This window comes from Streptomyces sp. MK37H (assembly GCF_018035285.1).
GTDB classification, from domain to species: domain Bacteria; phylum Actinomycetota; class Actinomycetes; order Streptomycetales; family Streptomycetaceae; genus Streptomyces; species Streptomyces endocoffeicus.
This window is the reverse complement of sequence record NZ_JAAAYH010000002.1, coordinates 1-17,047: the sequence shown is the minus strand read 5'-3', so window position 1 is coordinate 17,047 and position 17,047 is coordinate 1. Positions and strand designations below refer to the sequence as shown.

Genomic DNA, 17,047 nt, shown 5'->3' with positions numbered 1-17,047 from the left:
GCTGAGGGAGGAACGTTGACGTCAAGCACCAGCACACCATCGCTGAACGAGGACGAGACGCGGAACAAGGTGTACGCGATCGTCGGCGCGATGGCGCCCGCGGGGGGCGCCACCCTGGCCGACGACACCGAGCTCTTCGCGGATCTGGCCTATGACTCGCTCCGGCTCATCGAACTGACGCTGGCGCTGGAGGAGGGCTTCGGGCTCGGGGAGCTCGCTCAGGAGAGGACCGCCACGGTCACCACGCTCGGCGACATCGTCCGCCTGGTGACAGAAGTACGACGAGAGACCGAAGCACGGCAGGCGGAGGCGGGCCGATGACGGAGCGCTTGAGGATTCTGGTGACCGGCGCGGCCGGGCTGGTCGGCGCGGAGGTCACCGCCCGGCTGGTGGCGGCCGGGCACCAGGTCACCGCCCTGGTCCACAACCAGCCGGCGGTCATACGCAACGACGGCACCCCGCTGGAGCCGGACGCCGTCACCTGCCTGCCGGGCGATGTGACCAAGCCCCGGCTCGGCCTGCCCGAGGCCGCGTACCAGGCGCTGGTCGCGGACGGCCTCGACCGGATCGTGCACTGCGCCGCGATCACCGACTTCGGCCTCCCCGACGAGGTCTACCAGGCGGTCAACGTCGACGGCACCGCCCACGTCCTGGAGCTGGCCCGCGCCGGCGGCGTGCCCCTCGTGCACGTGGGAACCGCCTATGTGTGCGGTGAGCGCGACGGGCTGATCCGCGAGACGGAGCTGGACGAGGGCCAGCGCCTCGCCAACGCCTACGAGGACAGCAAGTTCCGGGCCGAGAGCCTGGTGCACAAGGCCCAGGCCGACGGTGTGCGAGCCGCGATCGTCCGCCCCAGCATCGTCGTCGGTGACGAGCGCACCGGCGTGGTGCGCGACTACAAGAACATCTACGTCGTGCTCAAACTGGCCACCGAGGGCAAGGTCCGCTCCATCCCCGGCCAGTACGAGGCGCGCCTCGACCTGGTGCCCGTGGATTATGTGGCGGACATCATCACCGAGGTCACCCACCGGTTCGAGGAGGCGGCGGGCCGGACCTTCCATGCGGTGGGCGCACCGCTGACGCTGAGGGACTTCTCCGATGTGATGGCCGAGTACCCGCCGTTCCACGTGCCGCGGTTCGTCCCGCCGACGAGCTTCGACGCCCAGCGGCTGCCCCGCCGGGAGCGGGTGTACTACGAGCGTGTCATGACGCTCTACGAGAGCTACTTCCGACGCCGGATGCGTTTCGACGACTCCCACACGGCGGCCCTTGCCACTCGCAGGCCACCGGCGGACGGGCAGGACTTCCTGCGCGCGCTGATCGACCACTGCCTGGAGACGGGCTACCTGGGCGCGCCGCCGGCCGATGCCACCGAGGTGCTGGCCCGGCTGAACATAACGGGCCCGGACGGGACCTCCGCGGCGAACGGGACCAGCCCCGCGAGCGATGTGAACGGAGCCGGCCGATGACCGATGACACCACGAACGGCCGGCCCTTCGGCGACGACATATCCCCGGCCCTCAGCTGCGATCCGCGCAAGCGGACTCTCTTCGGCTCGGACACGTACTTCCTGGAGAGCGTCGAACAGCTCGCCACCCTCACCGCCGACGTCGACGGCTTCCTCCACCGGCACGCCGCGCTGCTGCTCAAGCCCGACGCCGTGGTCAGCAGGCAGTTACCGACGACCGTCGACTGGCTGGCCCGGGAGGGCTTCCGGATCGTGGCCGCGGAACGGACCCGGCTCACCCCCAACACCGTGCGGGCGCTGTGGTACTTCCAGTGGAACCTGGCCACACCGGAGCGCCGCCGTCTCGCCGATCTGTTCACCGACACCTGCGACGCGGTGGTGCTCGTGGTGCGCCAGGACGCCGACGGGGCCGAGGCTCTGCCGAGCGCACCCGCGTCGGTCGTCCTGACCGAGCGGAAGGGCCCGACCGACCCGCGGGCCCGGGTACCCGGTCAGCTTCGCTACGCGACCGGCCGCTACAGCTATCTGCTCAACCTCGTCCACACTCCCGACGAACCCGCCGATGTGGCACGGGAGTTGGGCATCTACTTCGGCGCGGCACTCCGACAGCGGGTCTACGCCTCCGCGCTGGCGGGCGAGGACCAGTCGGCCCGCGCGCGTGAGCTCGGCGAGCGGTTGCACACCGAGGTGCCCGAGCGGGATCTCTCCTTCGAACCGGCCGCGGAACGGCTCAAGCGAGCCGTGGAGGAGGCGGAGGAATCCCTGGCCCCCGGCGCCGTCCGGGACGAGCTCCGCGCGGCCCGGCTCGCCGCCCGGGACCAGGAGGGCTACCGGCGGCTGATCGAAGCCGTCTGGCGGGCCGGGTTGCCGCTCGACGCCTGGGACACGGTGATCGTCGGCTCCCATGCCCTGCCCATGAAGCGCAAGGGGCTGGCACCCGTGCTCGGTGGAGTCAGTGTGTCCGACTGGCATCACCGCCTGGCGCGGTCGGCGGTTCGGTAACACAGAGGGGGAAGCATGGACACGGTGGAATTCAGCCAGACGGTGCCGCGTGAGCTCGTCCATCGGCTGAGCCTGGCCGAGGTGTTTCTGACCGGCGTGCTCGCCCGGGACGAGGACACCCTCGACATCGGGGTGCAGATACCCCGCTCACACGCCTTCTACCGGGACACGGCGGGCTGCCGCCACGTCTACGACCCGATGGTCCTGGTGGAGGCCGTCCGGCAGTCGCTCCTCATGCTGGGCCACGATCTGTTCGAGAACCCGTTCGGCACGAAGTTCATCCTGCGGGACATCGCCCTGCGCGACGCGGACATCACCGCGCTCGCGGTGGGCGACGTACCCACCGAGGTGGTGCTGCGCTGCCGCATCGTGCGCCGCTTCCGTGGCCGCGAGGGCCTGAAGGGGGCGCGGCTGTCCTACAGCGCGCTGATCGGCGACCGCGTGGTGGCGACGCTGGAGGGCTCCATGTCCTGGTTGACCCCCGCCCAGTGGCAAGCGACGCGGGAGGACGTGCGTGCCACGCTGGGGCTGCCCGTCCAGGCCACGTTCACGGCCTGTGAGCCGGGGCCGCGGATCGGGGAGGCCCTGGTCGACCGCAGGGACGCCGCGAACGTGGTCATCTCCCCGCTTCAGCTCCAACTCCGGCCGGACGGTGGCGAGATGGGGACCGCGCGGCTGCTCGTCGACACCAGCCACCCCGTGCTGTTCGACCACCCCCTGGACCATGTCCCCGGCATGCTGACCCTCGAGGCGTTCCGGCAGCTGAGCCTCGCCACCGCCGTGGAGACCGGGGCGCTGCCGTCGGCGTCGGCCGTCCTCACGGGGCTGAGGGCGCGCTTCACGGGCTTCGGCGAGCTGGATCTGCCGATCACCTGCGAGAGCGTCCGGGTGGAAGACGACGGGACGAGCGCCGTTCTGCGCTGCGCCATGAAGCAGGCCGGGCACGCCATCGCCGACGGCGAACTGCGCCTCACACCGGCCCCCACGGAAGCGCGGCCGATATGACCGCCGCCCCCGGCACGCTCGACGGTCCCATGTCCGGGAGATGGTGGCGGCGTTGAGCGATGTCCTGACCGCCTCCCGCGTGCCGGCCCGGCTGGGCCGTTTCGTCCTGCGGATGTTCCGCCCGCAGATCTACGTCACCTACGGCGTGCTGTGGACCCTGACCCTGGAAGGCTCGGCCGAGGCACTCTCCGGCCCCTCCTCGCACTGGACACCTTCCGGGGCGACCGTGGTGCGCGCGGTGAGTGTGGTGCTGGCCCTGCTGTTCGCCCGCATGGTCGATGAGCAGAAGGACCTGGAGTACGACCGCCGGCACAACCCGGACCGGCCGCTGGTGACGGGCGCCATCACGGTGGCGGAGCTGCGCGGCGCCATGGCGCTGATCACGGTGGTCGTCGTCGTGCTCAACGCACTCGTCTCGGCCCTCTCCGTGCTGCTGATCCTGCTCGCCCTCGGATACACGCTGTTCCTGGTCGCGCTGGAGCGCTGGTCGCCGCGGATCGGCGAGGCCCTCATCGCCAATCTCCTCGTCAGCTACCCGGTGCAGCTGCTGCTCTCCGTCTACCTCTATGTCTCGCTGCTGACCAGCGACGCGATCGACGGTGACGGGCGGGCCGTCCCGCTGATGGCCATGTTCGCCTGCGCCTTCCTCCAGTTCGAGTTCGCCCGGAAGACCGAGTGGCGGCGGGACCCGGAGGCACGGCTGTACTCGGAGGTGCTCGGCCCGCGCGGCAGCGCGGCCGTGTGCCTCGCTCTCGCCGTGGGCGCGGTGGCACTCGGGCTCCTGCTGTTCGGGACGCGGGGCCTGCTGCCGGCGCTGAGCATCGTCTTCCCCGCGCTCGGCGCCTGGCGCTTCCTCGTGAGGAGGAAGCCATCCGGGCTGATGCTCCCGGCGATGGGCTTTGTGCTCTTCTTCAACCTGCTGTGTTTCTACGGCTCCACAGCGATCGCGATCGGACGGTGAGAGAGGTGCGGCCGGTGATCATCGAGAAGGTGCGGATCTTCGACGGGACAGCGATGCTGGGCCCAGGGGCGGTGGAGTTCGCCGACGGGATCATCACCCGCGTCCTGACGGAACCCGCCGCGGCATCGGATGCGTCGGCGTCGGCCGATGTGATCGACGGAACGGGGCTGACGCTGCTGCCGGGTCTGATCGACGCGCATACGCATGTGTTCGGCGCCGAGAGCAATCTCGAACTGGCGCTGGCCTTCGGTGTGACCACCGAGCTGGACATGTTCATGGGCCCGCCGGAGCTCACCCAGGCCCTGTGCACGGCGGCGGGCGAGCGTGCCGACCTCGCCGATATGCGCAGCTCGGGGCTGGTGGCAAGCGCGCCCGGAGGCCACCCCGGCCACGCCATGCCGCTGCTGCCGACGGTGGCCGGGCCCGATGAGGCCGACGCGTTCGTGGCCGCGCGACAGGCGGAGGGCGCACACTTCATCAAGGTCATCGTGGATGACGGCGCGAACCACGGGATGTCGCTGCCCGCCCTGGACCGGGCGACTGTTACGGCGCTCGCCGACGCCGCGCGGCGCCGTGGCCTGCTCACCGTGGCCCATGTGTCCGCCGGGTGGTCCGCGCGACTCGCCCTGGACAGCGGTGTGGACATGCTGACGCACCTTCCGCTGGAAGCGGCTCTGGACGACGCGTTCGTCAGCCGGACCGCGGACGAGAAGCGGGTCGCCATCCCCACCCTGGCCATGCTGGAGGCGTCCGCCCCGGAGACCTCCTCCCGGCCCCGTACGGGACGATCGCTGGCGGCCGATCCGCGCATCGTCGCCTACCTCCCGGATCACGCCCGTACCGCGATCGCGGAAGGCCGCGAGGGCCTCTGCGTGGAGAAGGAGTCCCCCGAGCACCACTTCACCCACGCCCTGGCGAGCGTGGCCCGTCTGCACCGGGCAGGAGTGCCCGTGCTGGCGGGGACCGACACCAACTACCGGCCGGACCGCGCCTGCCCGGTCGTCCACGGCGCCAGTCTCCACACCGAGCTGGCCCTCCTCGTGGAGGCCGGACTGACTCCGGCGGAGGCGCTCACGGCGGCGACCTCGGCGCCCGCCGCGCACTTCGGCCTCTCCGACCGCGGAGTGATCGCGCCGGGCCGGCGCGCGGACCTCGTCCTCGTCGAGGGTGACCCCACGCGGGACATCACCCGCACCCGGTCGATCGAGGCGATCTGGCGCGGCGGCGTCCGCTTCGACCGTGCGGCGTACCGCGAGCGCACCGCCTCATGAGCAGGTGCGACACGCGCGTGAGCAGGGACGACACGCTCTTGAACGGGAGAGATGACATGAGAGACAACCACACGAAACGGAGGACCACGTGACCGACGGACACGAGCGCCTGGCGGGAGTCAGCAGTACCGCGCTGTTCGTGGGCATCACCCGCGCGGACGAGAGCCGGCGCCCGGACCGGCTGTTCGATGACACCCTGGCCACGCGTTTCGTCGACGCGGCGGGCGCCGAGCAGCAGGCGGTCTGGACCGAGGGGCAGGGAAAGCTGTTCACCGAGGCCATGGGCGACTACTTCGCCCTGCGCACCCGGTACTTCGACGACTACTTCATACAGGCGTGCGCGGCCGGCTGCCGCCAGGCGGTCCTGCTCGCGGCGGGCCTGGACACCCGTGCCTTCCGTCTGCACTGGCCGGACGGGACGCGCCTCTTCGAACTGGACCAGCCCAATGTGCTCGACTTCAAGGAACACGTCCTCCAGGGCGAGGAGCCGCGCTGCGAGCGCGAGGTGATCGCGGCCGACCTGCGTGAGGACTGGCCTTCGCTGCTGGCGAAGCAGGGCTTCCGCGAGGACGTGCCGACGGCCTGGCTGGTCGAGGGGATACTCGTCTACCTGACCGAGCGCGACGCGGACCATCTGCTCGACCGGATCACCGCGCTGTCCGCGCCGGGCAGCCACCTCGGGGTGGAGCATGTCACCCGGTCGATGGTGAACACCGACCAGGCCCAGGAGGCGGCGTCGGCCTCACCGGAGGGCATCATGGGCATGCTGTCCGCCCTGTGGAAGAATGAGATGACGCAGCCTCCCGCCAACTGGCTCGCGGACCACGGCTGGAGCGCCGCGGAAGAAGCCCTCCCCGACCTGGCGGAGCGCCACGCCCGGCCGGTCCCTCCGGCGTTCGACCCGGCCCTCCCCGGCACGGGCCGCGTCCGTCTGCTGACGGCCGACCGCTGACCGACCGCCATCGCCAGATGGCCGCCTTGACTTCAACTTAGGTTGAACTTCTACGGTCGATCCCATCGTCAATCGAGTTCACGCAACGACGGAGGGCCGGCCATGGAGTACTCCCACAGCGACGCCGAACTGCTCAAGCAGCCCATCGGGTACTGGAGTTGGGCGGCTTACAAGGCGGTGGTCAGCCGCATCCGGGCCGCTCTCGCCGGGGTCGGGGTCACCCAGCCACAGTGGTGGGTCATCGCGCAGGTCGCACGCGCCGACACCGTCAAGACCCGCGGCGAGGTGTCCGGCCTTCTCCGCGACTATCTCGACACCGGTCCGGAGGTCATGGAGGCGGAGATCGACCGGGCCGTCGCCCTGGGCTGGATCACCGAGGACGCCGAGGGACGCCTGGGCATCACGGACGAGGGCCGGGCCTTGTACGACAAGGCCGCGGACCTCCAGGACGAGCTGTGGGCGGAGCGGCACGCGGGCATCTCCGACGAGGAGTACCTGACGACCATGAAGGTGCTGCAGCGCTTCATCCACAACACGGGCGGGCATGACCGGCACCACTAGTTTCCGTTGCCTTGGATGGTGCCATGTCATCGCGGATGAAGTTGACAGCGATCACACTCGACTGCCCCGATCCACTGGCTTTGGCGGCGTTCTATCAGCAGGCCACCGGCCTCGAACGGGCGGTTCTCACCGCCCGGAACACACGACGCCAGGGCAGTGGTGCGCTTACCTCGCCAGTTCGGCCGGTACGTCCAGCCGGGTCAGCTTCCCCGGGTTTCTCACTACGTAGATCCGCGCCACCCGCCCGTTCTCCACCAGGAGGCTCACCGCGGACGGCTCGCCGTCGAAGGCGAGCCGGCCCGCGGGGGCGCCGTTGAGCCATACGGGCGTCGTCTCGAACGCGGCCACCACCTGGTTCGCGCGCGCGAGCACCTTCGCCACCTCGTCGGCCCCGTGGATCGGGGCCAGGGCGGCGGCCACCACCCCGCCACCGTCGGTGATCATGACCACGTCCGGCGCCATGACCTCCATCAGCTCCCGCAACTGCCCGGTCCGCAACGCGACCAGGAACCGCTCCACCACGGCCTGTTGCTCCGACCGGCTCACCCGCGTCCGCGGCCGCCGGGCCGCCACGTGCTCACGTGCTCGTCGGGCGATCTGCCGCACGGTGGCCGCGGACTTACCGATGGCCCCGGCGATCTCTCCGTACGGCATGTCGAAGACCTCACGCAGCACGAACACCGCCCGCTCGGCCGGCCCGAGTGTTTCCAGGACGGTCAGCATCGCGATCGACACGCTCTCCGCGAGTTCGATGTCCTCGGCGACATCGGGGCTGGTCAGCAGCGGATCCGGCAGCCACTCGCCGACGTACTCCTCGCGGCGGCGCGACAGCGTCCGCAGACGGTTGAGCGCTTGGCGGGTGACCGTGCGGACGAGGTAGGCCGTGGGGCACGGACCTGTGACCGGTCGACGCCGGCCCACCGCAGTCAGGACTCCTGGACCACGTCCTCCGCGTCGGCGGCCGACCCGAGCATCTCGTAGGCGACCGTGAACAGCAGGCTGCGATGGGCGACGAACGGATCCTCGGTCATGCCGTGGACGCTACGCCGGACGGCGCGGGACGCGCGGCCAGGGGAATCTCGCAGGCGTCGGAGTAGCCCTGCGAGGTGATGCCGAGCGCCGTATTGGACCGGCCCGCGAAGTTGGCGAAGGCGATGAACACGGTGAGTTCGACCAGCGCCGCCGGGCCGAGCCGGTCGAGCAGGCGCGCGGACAGCTCGTCCGTGACGGTGGGCGGCGTGTTGGTCATGGCCTCGGCGTAGGCGAGGACGTCCCGCTCCAGCGGTGTGAACACCTCCGACTCCCGCCAGCGCGGCACCTGGCCGGCCTTGGTCAGGTCCAGGTTCTGGTTCAGGGCGAGGAAGTAGTTGACGTCGAGGCACCAGCCGCAGCCGATCTGGGCCGCGACGGCCATGTGCGCGAAAGTCTTGAGGCTCGCGTCGGCGGCATCCCAGGTGTGCAGTCCGGCCGAGAACTCCTGGTTCACCTCGGCCACTTTGGGGTTGTTCCACAGCACCTCGACGGGCTCGGGCACGGCGCCGAGCTGCTGGAGCAGATTCTCGCGGAGCTCGGCGGGGAGTTCCGCCTTCGGAACGCGGAGCGACATGGTGTTCTCCTTCTACGTTTGCCGGTTCGGCATGAAGACACCGTCGGGTCCGCGGATGTGACAGCCATGGCCACGACGCGCCTGGATCGTCAGGGTCGCGATCCAGGCGCGCGCGATCAATATGGGCTGCTGATCAGTATGTGGTGGCGATCAGTATGTGGTGGTGAGGATGTTCAGGACCTGCGTCTGATCGGGGGACAGCGGATTGTTCTTCGTCACCGCGTCGGCCACCGCCCCGGCGGCGATGGAGGGCAGCATGGCGCGGTCGGCGCCGAGCGTCCTCAGGGGGCGCTTCACCTCGACGGCGCCCGCGATCTCGCGCACCCCGTCGATGGCCGCCCGCGCCCAGTCCCCGTCGGCGGGCGGTGCGAGGCGCATGGCACGCGCCACCTGTTCATAGGCGCCCTGTGCGGCGGGAGCGTTGAACTCCATCACCTCCTCGAGAACGGCGGCGAGGGCGACGCCGTGTGGCGTGCCGGTGTGCGCGGTCAGCACATGGCCGATGCCGTGCACGAGCCCGAGCCCGGAGAGGGTGAGTGCCTGGCCCGCGAGATGGGCACCCAGCATCAGCTCGGCGCGGGCGTCGAGGTCCGCGCCGTTCCGGTACGCGGCGGGCAGGGCGCGGCTGACCATGGCCACGGCCTGTGTGGCATAGGCGGTGGAGATCGGGTTCGCGCCGCGCGAGGCGAGCGACTCGATGCCGTGCACGAGGGCGTCGATCCCGGTGGCGGCGGTGGCGGGCGCGGGCAGACCCAGGGTGAGCTCCGGGTCGAGCAGCGCGACGCGCGGCTTCACCGACGGGTGGCCGATGTACACCTTGCGGCAGGCGACGGTGTCCTCGATGACCCCGAAGCCGTTGGTCTCGGCGCCGGTGCCGGAGGTGGTGGGGATCGCGACGAGTGGTAGTCCGTCGCCCGCCTCCCAGAGGTCGTCGGCGTCGGCCGCCGTGGCGCTCGGGTTGCCGACCAGCAGGGCGATGCCCTTCGCCGCGTCGAGTACGGAGCCACCGCCGAGGGCGACGACCGCGGCGGTGCCGAACGTACGGGCCCGTGCGGCACCCGCGTCGACGTTGGCGGTGGAGGGGTTGGGCGCCACATCGTCGTAGACGGCGTACTCCAGCCCGGCGGCTTCGAGGGCCTTGAGGACCGGCTCGAGGACGCCCGCGGCACGCAGACCGTGGTCGGTGACGACGAAGGCGCGATCGTGGCCGGTTGCCGCGATCAGGGCGGGGAGCCGGCCGATGCGGCCGGGGCCGAACTCGATGCGGCAGATGGGGTCGATGCTCAGCGGTGTGGGACCGCCGGGCCCGGAAGAGGTCATGGGTGCGGCTCCTGACATCGTGGGGCGGGGTGGCGTTCGCTCGTTGTCAGACCGCGACGGTCGCGCCCACCGGCGCGGTGGCCTGGATGGCCAGCCGGAACTCCTGCCCGGCGAGTGCCTCGTAGAGGCGGACGGGGCTCATCTCGCCCGCGAGATCGCCGTGCTCGGTCCTGGAGCGGCGGAAGATCTGCTCCACCACAGCCGACAGCTCGGTGGGCACGCCCAGGTCGCGGCCGAGGTCGATGGCGAGACCGAGGTCCTTGCAGGCGAGGACCATGGCGAAGGAGTCGTCGTAGTCGCCGTCGGTGAGGATGCGGATGAAGTCGTGCTCCAGGAAGTAGGACGCGGCGGAGCTCTTGAGCAGGGAATCACGCAGCAGGCCGAGGTCGACGCCCGCCTTGGCGCCCATCGCGAACACCTCCGACGTGGCCACGAGCTTGCTGAACCACAGCAGGTTGAGCAGCAGCTTGACCGTGTAACCGGCGCCGAGCGGGCCCACGTGCAGGATGCGCTCCGGGTCGCCCATCGCCTCCAGCGCGGGCAGCGCGGCCCGGAAGTCGTCCTCGGCACCGCCCACGAAGATCTGCAGGGTGCCGGAGTCGGCGCCGTGCGACATCCCGCAGACGGGCGCGTCGAGCCGGCGCACCTTCTGCGCGTCCAGCACCTCGGCGGCGATCCGCTCGGCGGCCGCCGGGGTCGAGGTCGACATGTCGACCCACAGGGCCCCCGGCGCCAGGGCCGCGGCGGCGCCACCGCGCAGCAGCACGTCCTCTACGACTCGCGGCGTCGGCAGGCTGGTGATCAGGAGTTCCACGCCGTCCGCGCACGCGGCGGGCGTGTCGGCCCAGCCGGCGCCGAGCGCGACATGCTCCGCGGCGGACTCGGGGCGGATGTCGTGCACGGTGACCTGGTGTCCCGCCTGGATCAGGTGGCGGGCCATGTGGCGACCCATGTTGCCCAGGCCGATGAAACCGATCCTCATCGTTGTCCTCGCTGTGGTGAGAAGAGAAGTAAGGGGAGAGGGGCGTTATGGAGGCGGCCGTGAACCGTGTCCGGTTCAGGCCAGGTTGACCCAGGTGGTCTTCAGCGCGGTGTACGCGTCCAGCGCGTGCAGGGACTTGTCACGGCCCGCGCCGGTGGCCTTGAAGCCGCCGAACGGGGTGATGACATCGCTGGCGTCGAAGGTGTTGATCCAGACCGTCCCGGCCCGCAGCCGCTTGGCGGCGCGGTGGGCGACGGCCACGTCACGGGTCCATACGGAGGCGACGAGCCCGTAGTCGCTCTCGTTGGCCAGCCGGATCCCCTCGTCGGTGTCGCCGTCGTAGGACACGATGGCCAGGACCGGGCCGAAGATCTCCTGCTGGGCGACGGCCGAGGTGTTCACCACTCCGTCCAGGACGGTCGGTTCGACATAGCTGCCGCCCGACTCGGTGAGGGTGCGGCCACCGCCGAACACCACGGTCGCCCCGTCCTCCACGCCACGCTCGATATGGCCGAGGACCGAGGCCAGCTGGTTCTCGTCGACCAGGGGGCCCATGACGGTGGCCGGGTCGAGCGGGTCGCCCATCCGGAAGGTGTCCGTGGTGATCCGGCGCACGGCGTCCAGGAGCCGGTCCTTGACGGAGGCGTGGACCACGACGCGGGAACCGGCGTTGCAGGTCTGCCCGGCGTTGTAGAAGATGCCCCATGCCACGGCCGACGCGGCGGCCTCGATGTCGGCGTCCGCCAGCACGAGCTGGGGCGACTTGCCACCCGCCTCGACGGCTACCTGCTTGCCGTTGGACTCGCCCGCGTACACCTGGAAGAGCCGGGCCACCTCCACCGAGCCGGTGAAGGCGATCTTGTCGACCTCGGGGTGGCGGCCCAGCGCCTGTCCGGCGACCTCGCCACGTCCGGGGATGACGTTGAAAACCCCGTCCGGCAGACCCGCCTCGGTGGCGAGGGCGGCCAGGCGCAGGGCGGCCAGGGACGTCTGTTCGGCGGGCTTGAGCACGACGCTGTTGCCGGTGGCCAGGGCCGGGCCCAGCTTCCAACTGGCGATGAGCAGAGCGTAGTTCCACGGGATGACCGCGCCGATGACACCCAGGGGCTCCCGGGTGACCAGGGCGAGCGCGTCCCCCGGCGTCGGTGCCACCTCGTCGTAGGTCTTGTCGATGGCCTCGGCGTACCAGGCGATGGTCTCGGCGGCCTTGTCCACGTCGATCCGCACGGACTCGGTGATGGGCTTGCCCATCTCCAGGGTGTCGAGGAGGGCGAGTTCCGCCGCGTTCTCCCGGATCAGGTCGGCCCAGCGCAGCAGGACGCGCTTGCGCTCCTTGGGCGGGAGGTCACGCCAGCGTCCGTCCTCGAAGGCGCCGCGCGCGGCGCGCACCGCACGGTCCACGTCCTCGGCGCCGGCCGCCTGCACCTTGGCGAGCACCGCGCCGTCGCGCGGCGAGTGGCTGGTGAAGGTGTCGCCGGAAAGCGCGTCGGTGAACTGGCCGTCGATGAACGGCCTTGTCTCGAAGGTCAGTTGGTCGGCCGCGGCCAGCCACTGGTCATGCGTACGGGAGAGCAGGGCGTCGATGCCGTGCGTCATGTGATCCTCCACCGGTCGATCGCGTCTTCGTCCAGCTCGATGCCGAGGCCCGGCCGCGCGGGCACCTCCAGGTCGCCGTCGCCGCCCACCCGCACCGGGTCGGCGAGCATGAAGTCCCGGCGCTCCGGGGTCCACCCGGGCGGGTCGTAGGGGAACTCGAAGTACGGGCCGCCGCCGACTCCCGCCGCCACGTGCAGATTGGCCAGCACACCGATGCCATTGGTCCAGCTGTGCGGGGTGAAGTGGCGGTGCTTGAGCTGTGCCAGTTCCGCCAGGGTGCGGGCGCGGTGCATGCCGATCGCGAGCACCACGTCCATCTGGTAGATGTCGAGGGCGTCCTCTTCGAGGTAGCGCAGCAGCTCGGTGGGGGAGTGGTGCATCTCGCCCGCGGCGATCCGCACCCCGGGGTTCTCGGCCCGCAGGCGCTTGAAGCCCGCCACGTCGCAGTAGGGCAGCGGCTCCTCGACCCAGAACACATCGAGTTCGGCCAGCCGCGCGATGGTCTTGCGGGTCCGGGCCAGGTCGGTGGCGCCCGCGGTGTCGCCCGCCATGCGCCACGACTGGTTCAGATCCACCATGATCTCGAAGTCCGTGCCGAGCTCCTCGCGCACCGCGCGGACCGCGGCGATCCCCTCGTCCACCCGGTTGCGGTCGATGCGGATCTTCATCGCGCGGAAGCCCGCTTCGCGGACCTTCAGCGCGGTGGCCACGCGCTCCTCGGGCGATTTGAGCTCACCGCAGGAGGCGTAGGCGGGCAGCTTCTTGGCCGCGTTGCCGAACAGCTCCGCCACCGGACGGCCGTGGACCTTGCCGATGATGTCCCACAGCGCCGCCTCCAGCGGCCAGTAGTAGGCGCCGTGGAAGTTCGCGGTCTCGATGGCCTTGACATGCCGGGTGATGTCGAGCGGATCCTCGCCGACGAACAGGTGCTTGTAGGTGTCGAAGCCGTCCATGAGGTCACCGGAGCCGATGCCGGTGATCCCCTCGTCGGTGTGGACGCGGACGATCGTGGCGTCGAAGTGGCGCCGCGGCTCGGGGTCCCAGGCGGCCCGGAACGGCGGGTCCAGCTCCAGCCGCAGCCGGTCCAGGGTGATGTCCGTGATCTTCATCGGGCGAGCGCCTCGGAGGTGGGGGCGTAGAACGGGTTGGCCGGGCCTTCCTCGACGGCCGTGAGGACATCGGCCACGGTCGGGGTGGCGTTCACCGCGGCCCGCACCGCCTCGTACGCGGCGGTGCGCTGGTTGCGGAAGGACACATCCAGGTCGTCGACCGCCGGGTTCACCCAGATCGCGGCGATGATCAGCAGGTCGTCGGCCTCCTCGGCGGGCAGCAGACCGTCCCGGACCGCCTCCGTGACGCCCTGCGCCAGACCCCCCTGGGCGGAGCCCCACGTGGCGCGCTGGTGCAGCTCACCTTCCGCGGCGGCCTTGGTCACGAACAGCGTCAGCGGCTTCACCGGGACCGAGGGCCGCACGATCGTCAGGAACGGGACGTGTCCGGCGCTGGGCGTGGCCAGCGCCGTGGCCCAGGCCGTCTCGACGGGTCCGCCCTTGCGTCCGATCACGACGTTCGTGTGCGCGGCGTTGGCACCCTCCCCGGCGAAGGACTCGCCGATGAGGGCGGTCGGGGCAAAAGGCGATGGCATGGGATCTCCTGGATCTCCGGGAGCGGGGAATCGGCGGACCGACGGGATGAACCTCGCATTCACCGCAGTTCATCCGGTCCGATGCGGCGAATCTAGAACCGCCGCCACCCCCTCGCAAGGCACCGGCTGGAATCGAAATGCCGGTTGCTCTCCCGACAACCCGGCGGCTGACCTGGGGGTTCCCAGGGGCGCGCCCTTAGGATGGCGCGCGTGACGAACCTCCCCCCTCGCGGCACCGACGGCCCCGAGGACCCCGCCGATCCGCACGGCGCGGGCCCCCGAGCCGACTCCTCCGGCCCCGGAGACACCACCGCCCCGCGCGGCCACGGGCTGCGCCGTGACATCGACCTGCTGGAGGCGCTCGCTTCCGACGAGGCCCAGAACGCCGGCGGACTCGGTGTCGTACGCCTGGCGCAGCTGGTGGGCCGGGAGAAGACCCAGGTCTCGCGGGCCCTCAAGGCCCTGGCCGCGGCGGGCATCGTGGAGCGGGACCCCGACACCCTGGAGTACCGGCTGGGCTGGCGGCTCTTCTCACTCGTCGCGCGGACCTCGCAGAACCGGCTGGTGCGCATGGCAGAGCCGGTGATGCACGCGCTGTCGGCGGACGTGGAGGAGACCAGCCATCTGTGTGTTCTGAGCGACCGCGAGGTGCTCACCCTGCTCTCGGTCTCCGGACACTCCTTCCGCGTCCACGGCTGGGAGGGGCGCGGAGTGCCCGCGTGGCAGACCTCGGCCGGGCGTGTGCTGCTGGCCGATGCCACGCCCGATGAGCTGTACGTCCGCTTCGGCACCACCTCCACCCCGCCGATTCCCGAGCTGTGGGCGCTGATCCAGGAGGCGTCGCGCAAGGGGTACGCGAGGGTCAGCGAGGAGTTCGAGGCCGGTCTGGTCGGGGTCTCGGCGCCCGTGCGCGACTTCCGGGGACGGGTCGTGGCGGCGATCAACATCTCGGCGCCCAAGTCCCGGCTCGGCGACCGCCTGGACCAGGCGGGTCGCACCACCGCCAAGGCGGCGGCGCGCGTCTCCGCGCTGCTGGGCTGGGAGCCGCGGCACACCCCGTTCCCCCGGGCACGGCTCACCTGAGGACGTCCGGGCCGGGTGGCCGCCCCGCCCGTCCTCTCCCTGTCGTATGCGGTGAGTTGCCCTGACAGCAACCACCATTGCGATCCGAGAAGCAGCCTTGTCGGCCGTATGACGCGCTCGTAAATTCACCGCGAACCGGACCAGCCCTCGTTCGGAACGGAGAAAAGAGCAGCTCATGAACCTCCCCGGCATAGAAACCCTCGTCAAGGCACCGTTCGCCGAAGGCGATGTGTTCATCGCCGGCCGCTGGTACGCGGCCGAGGACGGACGGACGTTTCCGGTGCACGATCCGGCCACCGCGGAGCTGATCCGCGAGGTGTCCGGGGCGGGTCCGGGTGACGCCGTGGCGGCGGTCGACGCGGCCCAGGAGGCCGCCGCCGGATGGCGGGCGACGCCACCGCGCCGTCGCTCGGAGGTGCTGCACACCGCCTTCGCGCTGATGCGTGAACACACCGACACCCTCGCCCGCCTGATCGTCCTGGAAAACGGCAAGGCGTACCGGGACGCGGTGGCCGAGGTCGGTTACGCGGCGGAGTTCTTCCGCTGGTTCGCCGAGGAGGCGGTACGGATCGGCTCCTCGTTCGGCGACGCACCCGGTGGCGGCTTCCGCCATGTCGTACGCAGGCACCCGGTGGGCGTCACCGCCTTCGTCACCCCCTGGAACTTCCCGGCCGCGATGGCCACCCGGAAGATCGCCCCGGCGCTCGCCGCCGGCTGCCCGGTGCTCCTCAAACCGGCCCCCGACACCCCGCTCACCGCCCTCGCGATCGCCGCCCTGCTGAGCGAGGCGGGCCTGCCCGACGGGCTGCTGAACGTGCTGCCCACCGACCGCGCACCCGAGGTGGTCTCCGTCTGGCTGCGCGACGAGCGGGTCCGCAAGTTCTCCTTCACCGGCTCCACCGCCACCGGCCGGAAACTGCTGGAGCAGGCGGCGGCGAACGTCGTCAACGTGACCATGGAACTGGGCGGGAACGCCCCCTTCGTCGTCTGCGAGGACGCCGACGTCGACGCCGCGGTGCGCGGTGCGATGGACGCCAAGATGCGAGGCGGTGGCGAGGTCTGCATCGCCGCCAACCGGTTCTATGTCCATCAGTCCGTGGCCGCCGAGTTCACCGAGAAGTTCGCGGCGGCCATGACCGCGGTACGCGCCGGAGCGGGCCTGGAGGAGGGCATCACTCTCGGCCCGATGATCAACCGGACCGCCGTGGAGTCCATCCGGTCCCTGGTCGACGACGCGGTCGGGCATGGCGCGAAGATCGCCGCGCGGGGCGGCGTGCCCGAGGGCCCCGGCTGCTACCATCCGGCGACCGTCCTGGTGGACGTCCCCGAGGACGCCCGGATCATGAACGAGGAGGTCTTCGGGCCGGTCGCGCCCCTCGCCACCTTCGCCGACGAGGACGAACTGGTGGCCCGCGCCAACGCGACGGTGCACGGCCTCGCCTCGTACATCTACTCGCGCGACGTGGCCCGGGCCCTGCGCATCGCAGAACGCCTGGAGAGCGGCATGGTCGGCCTCAACCGTGGCCTGCTCTCCGACCCGGCGGCGCCCTTCGGCGGCGTCAAGCAGTCGGGTCTGGGCCGGGAGGGCGGCCGCG

The 17,047-nt window shown here is 71.0% G+C and carries 16 protein-coding genes and 2 pseudogenes; 11 read left to right on the top strand and 7 right to left on the bottom strand.

The annotated features are described in order from the left end of the window. The first annotated feature begins 15 nt into the window (after nt 1–15). The 9 genes and pseudogenes from GWI24_RS00810 to GWI24_RS44705 all read left to right on the top strand — a co-directional run. Complete coding sequence (locus tag GWI24_RS00810) at nt 16–321, top strand: phosphopantetheine-binding protein (RefSeq protein ID WP_210943882.1); 306 nt, start codon at nt 16–18, stop codon at nt 319–321. Then, nucleotides 318–1,469, top strand: a complete 1,152-nt coding sequence (locus GWI24_RS00805) for an SDR family oxidoreductase (RefSeq protein WP_210943880.1) — start codon at nt 318–320, stop codon at nt 1,467–1,469. Before GWI24_RS00810 ends, GWI24_RS00805 begins: the two co-directional genes overlap by 4 nt. Beyond that, nucleotides 1,466–2,470 carry a nucleoside-diphosphate kinase gene (locus tag GWI24_RS00800; RefSeq protein ID WP_210943879.1) on the top strand — a complete coding sequence of 335 codons (1,005 nt, stop codon included), beginning with the start codon at nt 1,466–1,468 and terminating at the stop codon, nt 2,468–2,470. Before GWI24_RS00805 ends, GWI24_RS00800 begins: the two co-directional genes overlap by 4 nt. 15 nt (nt 2,471–2,485) lie before the next feature. Then, nucleotides 2,486–3,475: a ScbA/BarX family gamma-butyrolactone biosynthesis protein gene (locus tag GWI24_RS00795; RefSeq protein WP_210943878.1), complete on the top strand. Its 990-nt coding sequence runs from the start codon at nt 2,486–2,488 to the stop codon at nt 3,473–3,475. A 52-nt stretch (nt 3,476–3,527) separates the two neighbouring features. Further along, nucleotides 3,528–4,436, top strand: a complete 909-nt coding sequence (locus GWI24_RS00790) for a UbiA family prenyltransferase (protein ID WP_210943877.1) — start codon at nt 3,528–3,530, stop codon at nt 4,434–4,436. A gap of 14 nt (nt 4,437–4,450) precedes the next feature. Further along, a complete protein-coding gene (locus GWI24_RS00785; RefSeq protein WP_374103250.1) occupies nt 4,451–5,707 on the top strand; it encodes an amidohydrolase family protein in 1,257 nt (418 codons plus the stop codon). Between the two features lie 88 nt (nt 5,708–5,795). Continuing rightward, a complete protein-coding gene (locus GWI24_RS00780; RefSeq protein ID WP_210943876.1) occupies nt 5,796–6,659 on the top strand; it encodes an SAM-dependent methyltransferase in 864 nt (287 codons plus the stop codon). A 102-nt stretch (nt 6,660–6,761) separates the two neighbouring features. Further along, the gene (locus tag GWI24_RS00775; protein WP_210943875.1) at nt 6,762–7,220 is read left to right on the top strand and encodes a MarR family winged helix-turn-helix transcriptional regulator; all 459 of its coding nucleotides are present in this window, start codon (nt 6,762–6,764) and stop codon (nt 7,218–7,220) included. 23 nt (nt 7,221–7,243) lie between these two features. Beyond that, a pseudogene (locus tag GWI24_RS44705) lies at nt 7,244–7,336 on the top strand (VOC family protein); the annotation flags it as partial. A gap of 49 nt (nt 7,337–7,385) precedes the next feature. Here GWI24_RS44705 and GWI24_RS00770 read toward each other — a convergent pair. From GWI24_RS00770 to fae, 7 genes and pseudogenes are all read right to left on the bottom strand, one after another. Beyond that, nucleotides 7,386–8,251, bottom strand: a pseudogene (locus GWI24_RS00770) (RNA polymerase sigma-70 factor). After that, nucleotides 8,248–8,826: a carboxymuconolactone decarboxylase family protein gene (locus GWI24_RS00765; RefSeq protein ID WP_210943874.1), complete on the bottom strand. Its 579-nt coding sequence runs from the start codon at nt 8,824–8,826 to the stop codon at nt 8,248–8,250. Before GWI24_RS00765 ends, GWI24_RS00770 begins: the two are co-directional and overlap by 4 nt. Before the next feature lie 150 nt (nt 8,827–8,976). Then, a complete protein-coding gene (locus tag GWI24_RS00760; RefSeq protein WP_210943873.1) occupies nt 8,977–10,146 on the bottom strand; it encodes an iron-containing alcohol dehydrogenase family protein in 1,170 nt (389 codons plus the stop codon). Between the two features lie 46 nt (nt 10,147–10,192). Continuing rightward, a complete protein-coding gene (locus GWI24_RS00755; protein WP_210943872.1) occupies nt 10,193–11,128 on the bottom strand; it encodes an NAD(P)-dependent oxidoreductase in 936 nt (311 codons plus the stop codon). Nucleotides 11,129–11,203: 75 nt separating this feature from the next. After that, the gene (locus GWI24_RS00750; RefSeq protein WP_210943871.1) at nt 11,204–12,724 is read right to left on the bottom strand and encodes an aldehyde dehydrogenase; all 1,521 of its coding nucleotides are present in this window, start codon (nt 12,722–12,724) and stop codon (nt 11,204–11,206) included. Then, nucleotides 12,721–13,833 (bottom strand): mandelate racemase/muconate lactonizing enzyme family protein, encoded by a 1,113-nt coding sequence (locus GWI24_RS00745; protein WP_210943869.1) that lies wholly within the window; start codon nt 13,831–13,833, stop codon nt 12,721–12,723. Before GWI24_RS00745 ends, GWI24_RS00750 begins: the two co-directional genes overlap by 4 nt. After that, nucleotides 13,830–14,369, bottom strand: a complete 540-nt coding sequence (gene fae, locus GWI24_RS00740) for a formaldehyde-activating enzyme (RefSeq protein ID WP_210943867.1) — start codon at nt 14,367–14,369, stop codon at nt 13,830–13,832. Before fae ends, GWI24_RS00745 begins: the two co-directional genes overlap by 4 nt. Nucleotides 14,370–14,579: 210 nt before the next feature. On the opposite strand from fae, the gene GWI24_RS00735 reads away from it, so the two are divergent. Both GWI24_RS00735 and GWI24_RS00730 read left to right on the top strand, forming a co-directional pair. Continuing rightward, nucleotides 14,580–15,452: an IclR family transcriptional regulator gene (locus GWI24_RS00735; RefSeq protein ID WP_210943865.1), complete on the top strand. Its 873-nt coding sequence runs from the start codon at nt 14,580–14,582 to the stop codon at nt 15,450–15,452. A gap of 175 nt (nt 15,453–15,627) precedes the next feature. Beyond that, nucleotides 15,628–17,047, top strand: a 1,420-nt coding sequence (locus GWI24_RS00730) for an NAD-dependent succinate-semialdehyde dehydrogenase (RefSeq protein WP_210943863.1), incomplete at its 3' end; no start/stop codon positions are given.

Coding starts and splice junctions, on each gene's coding strand:
- GWI24_RS00805 (WP_210943880.1), top strand. CDS start 318: ATGACGGAGCGCTTGAGGATTCTGGTGACCGGCGCGGCCGGGCTGGTC.
- GWI24_RS00800 (WP_210943879.1), top strand. CDS start 1,466: ATGACCGATGACACCACGAACGGCCGGCCCTTCGGCGACGACATATCC.
- GWI24_RS00795 (WP_210943878.1), top strand. CDS start 2,486: ATGGACACGGTGGAATTCAGCCAGACGGTGCCGCGTGAGCTCGTCCAT.
- GWI24_RS00775 (WP_210943875.1), top strand. CDS start 6,762: ATGGAGTACTCCCACAGCGACGCCGAACTGCTCAAGCAGCCCATCGGG.
- GWI24_RS00765 (WP_210943874.1), bottom strand. CDS start 8,826: ATGTCGCTCCGCGTTCCGAAGGCGGAACTCCCCGCCGAGCTCCGCGAG.
- GWI24_RS00760 (WP_210943873.1), bottom strand. CDS start 10,146: ATGACCTCTTCCGGGCCCGGCGGTCCCACACCGCTGAGCATCGACCCC.
- GWI24_RS00755 (WP_210943872.1), bottom strand. CDS start 11,128: ATGAGGATCGGTTTCATCGGCCTGGGCAACATGGGTCGCCACATGGCC.
- GWI24_RS00750 (WP_210943871.1), bottom strand. CDS start 12,724: ATGACGCACGGCATCGACGCCCTGCTCTCCCGTACGCATGACCAGTGG.
- GWI24_RS00745 (WP_210943869.1), bottom strand. CDS start 13,833: ATGAAGATCACGGACATCACCCTGGACCGGCTGCGGCTGGAGCTGGAC.
- fae (WP_210943867.1), bottom strand. CDS start 14,369: ATGCCATCGCCTTTTGCCCCGACCGCCCTCATCGGCGAGTCCTTCGCC.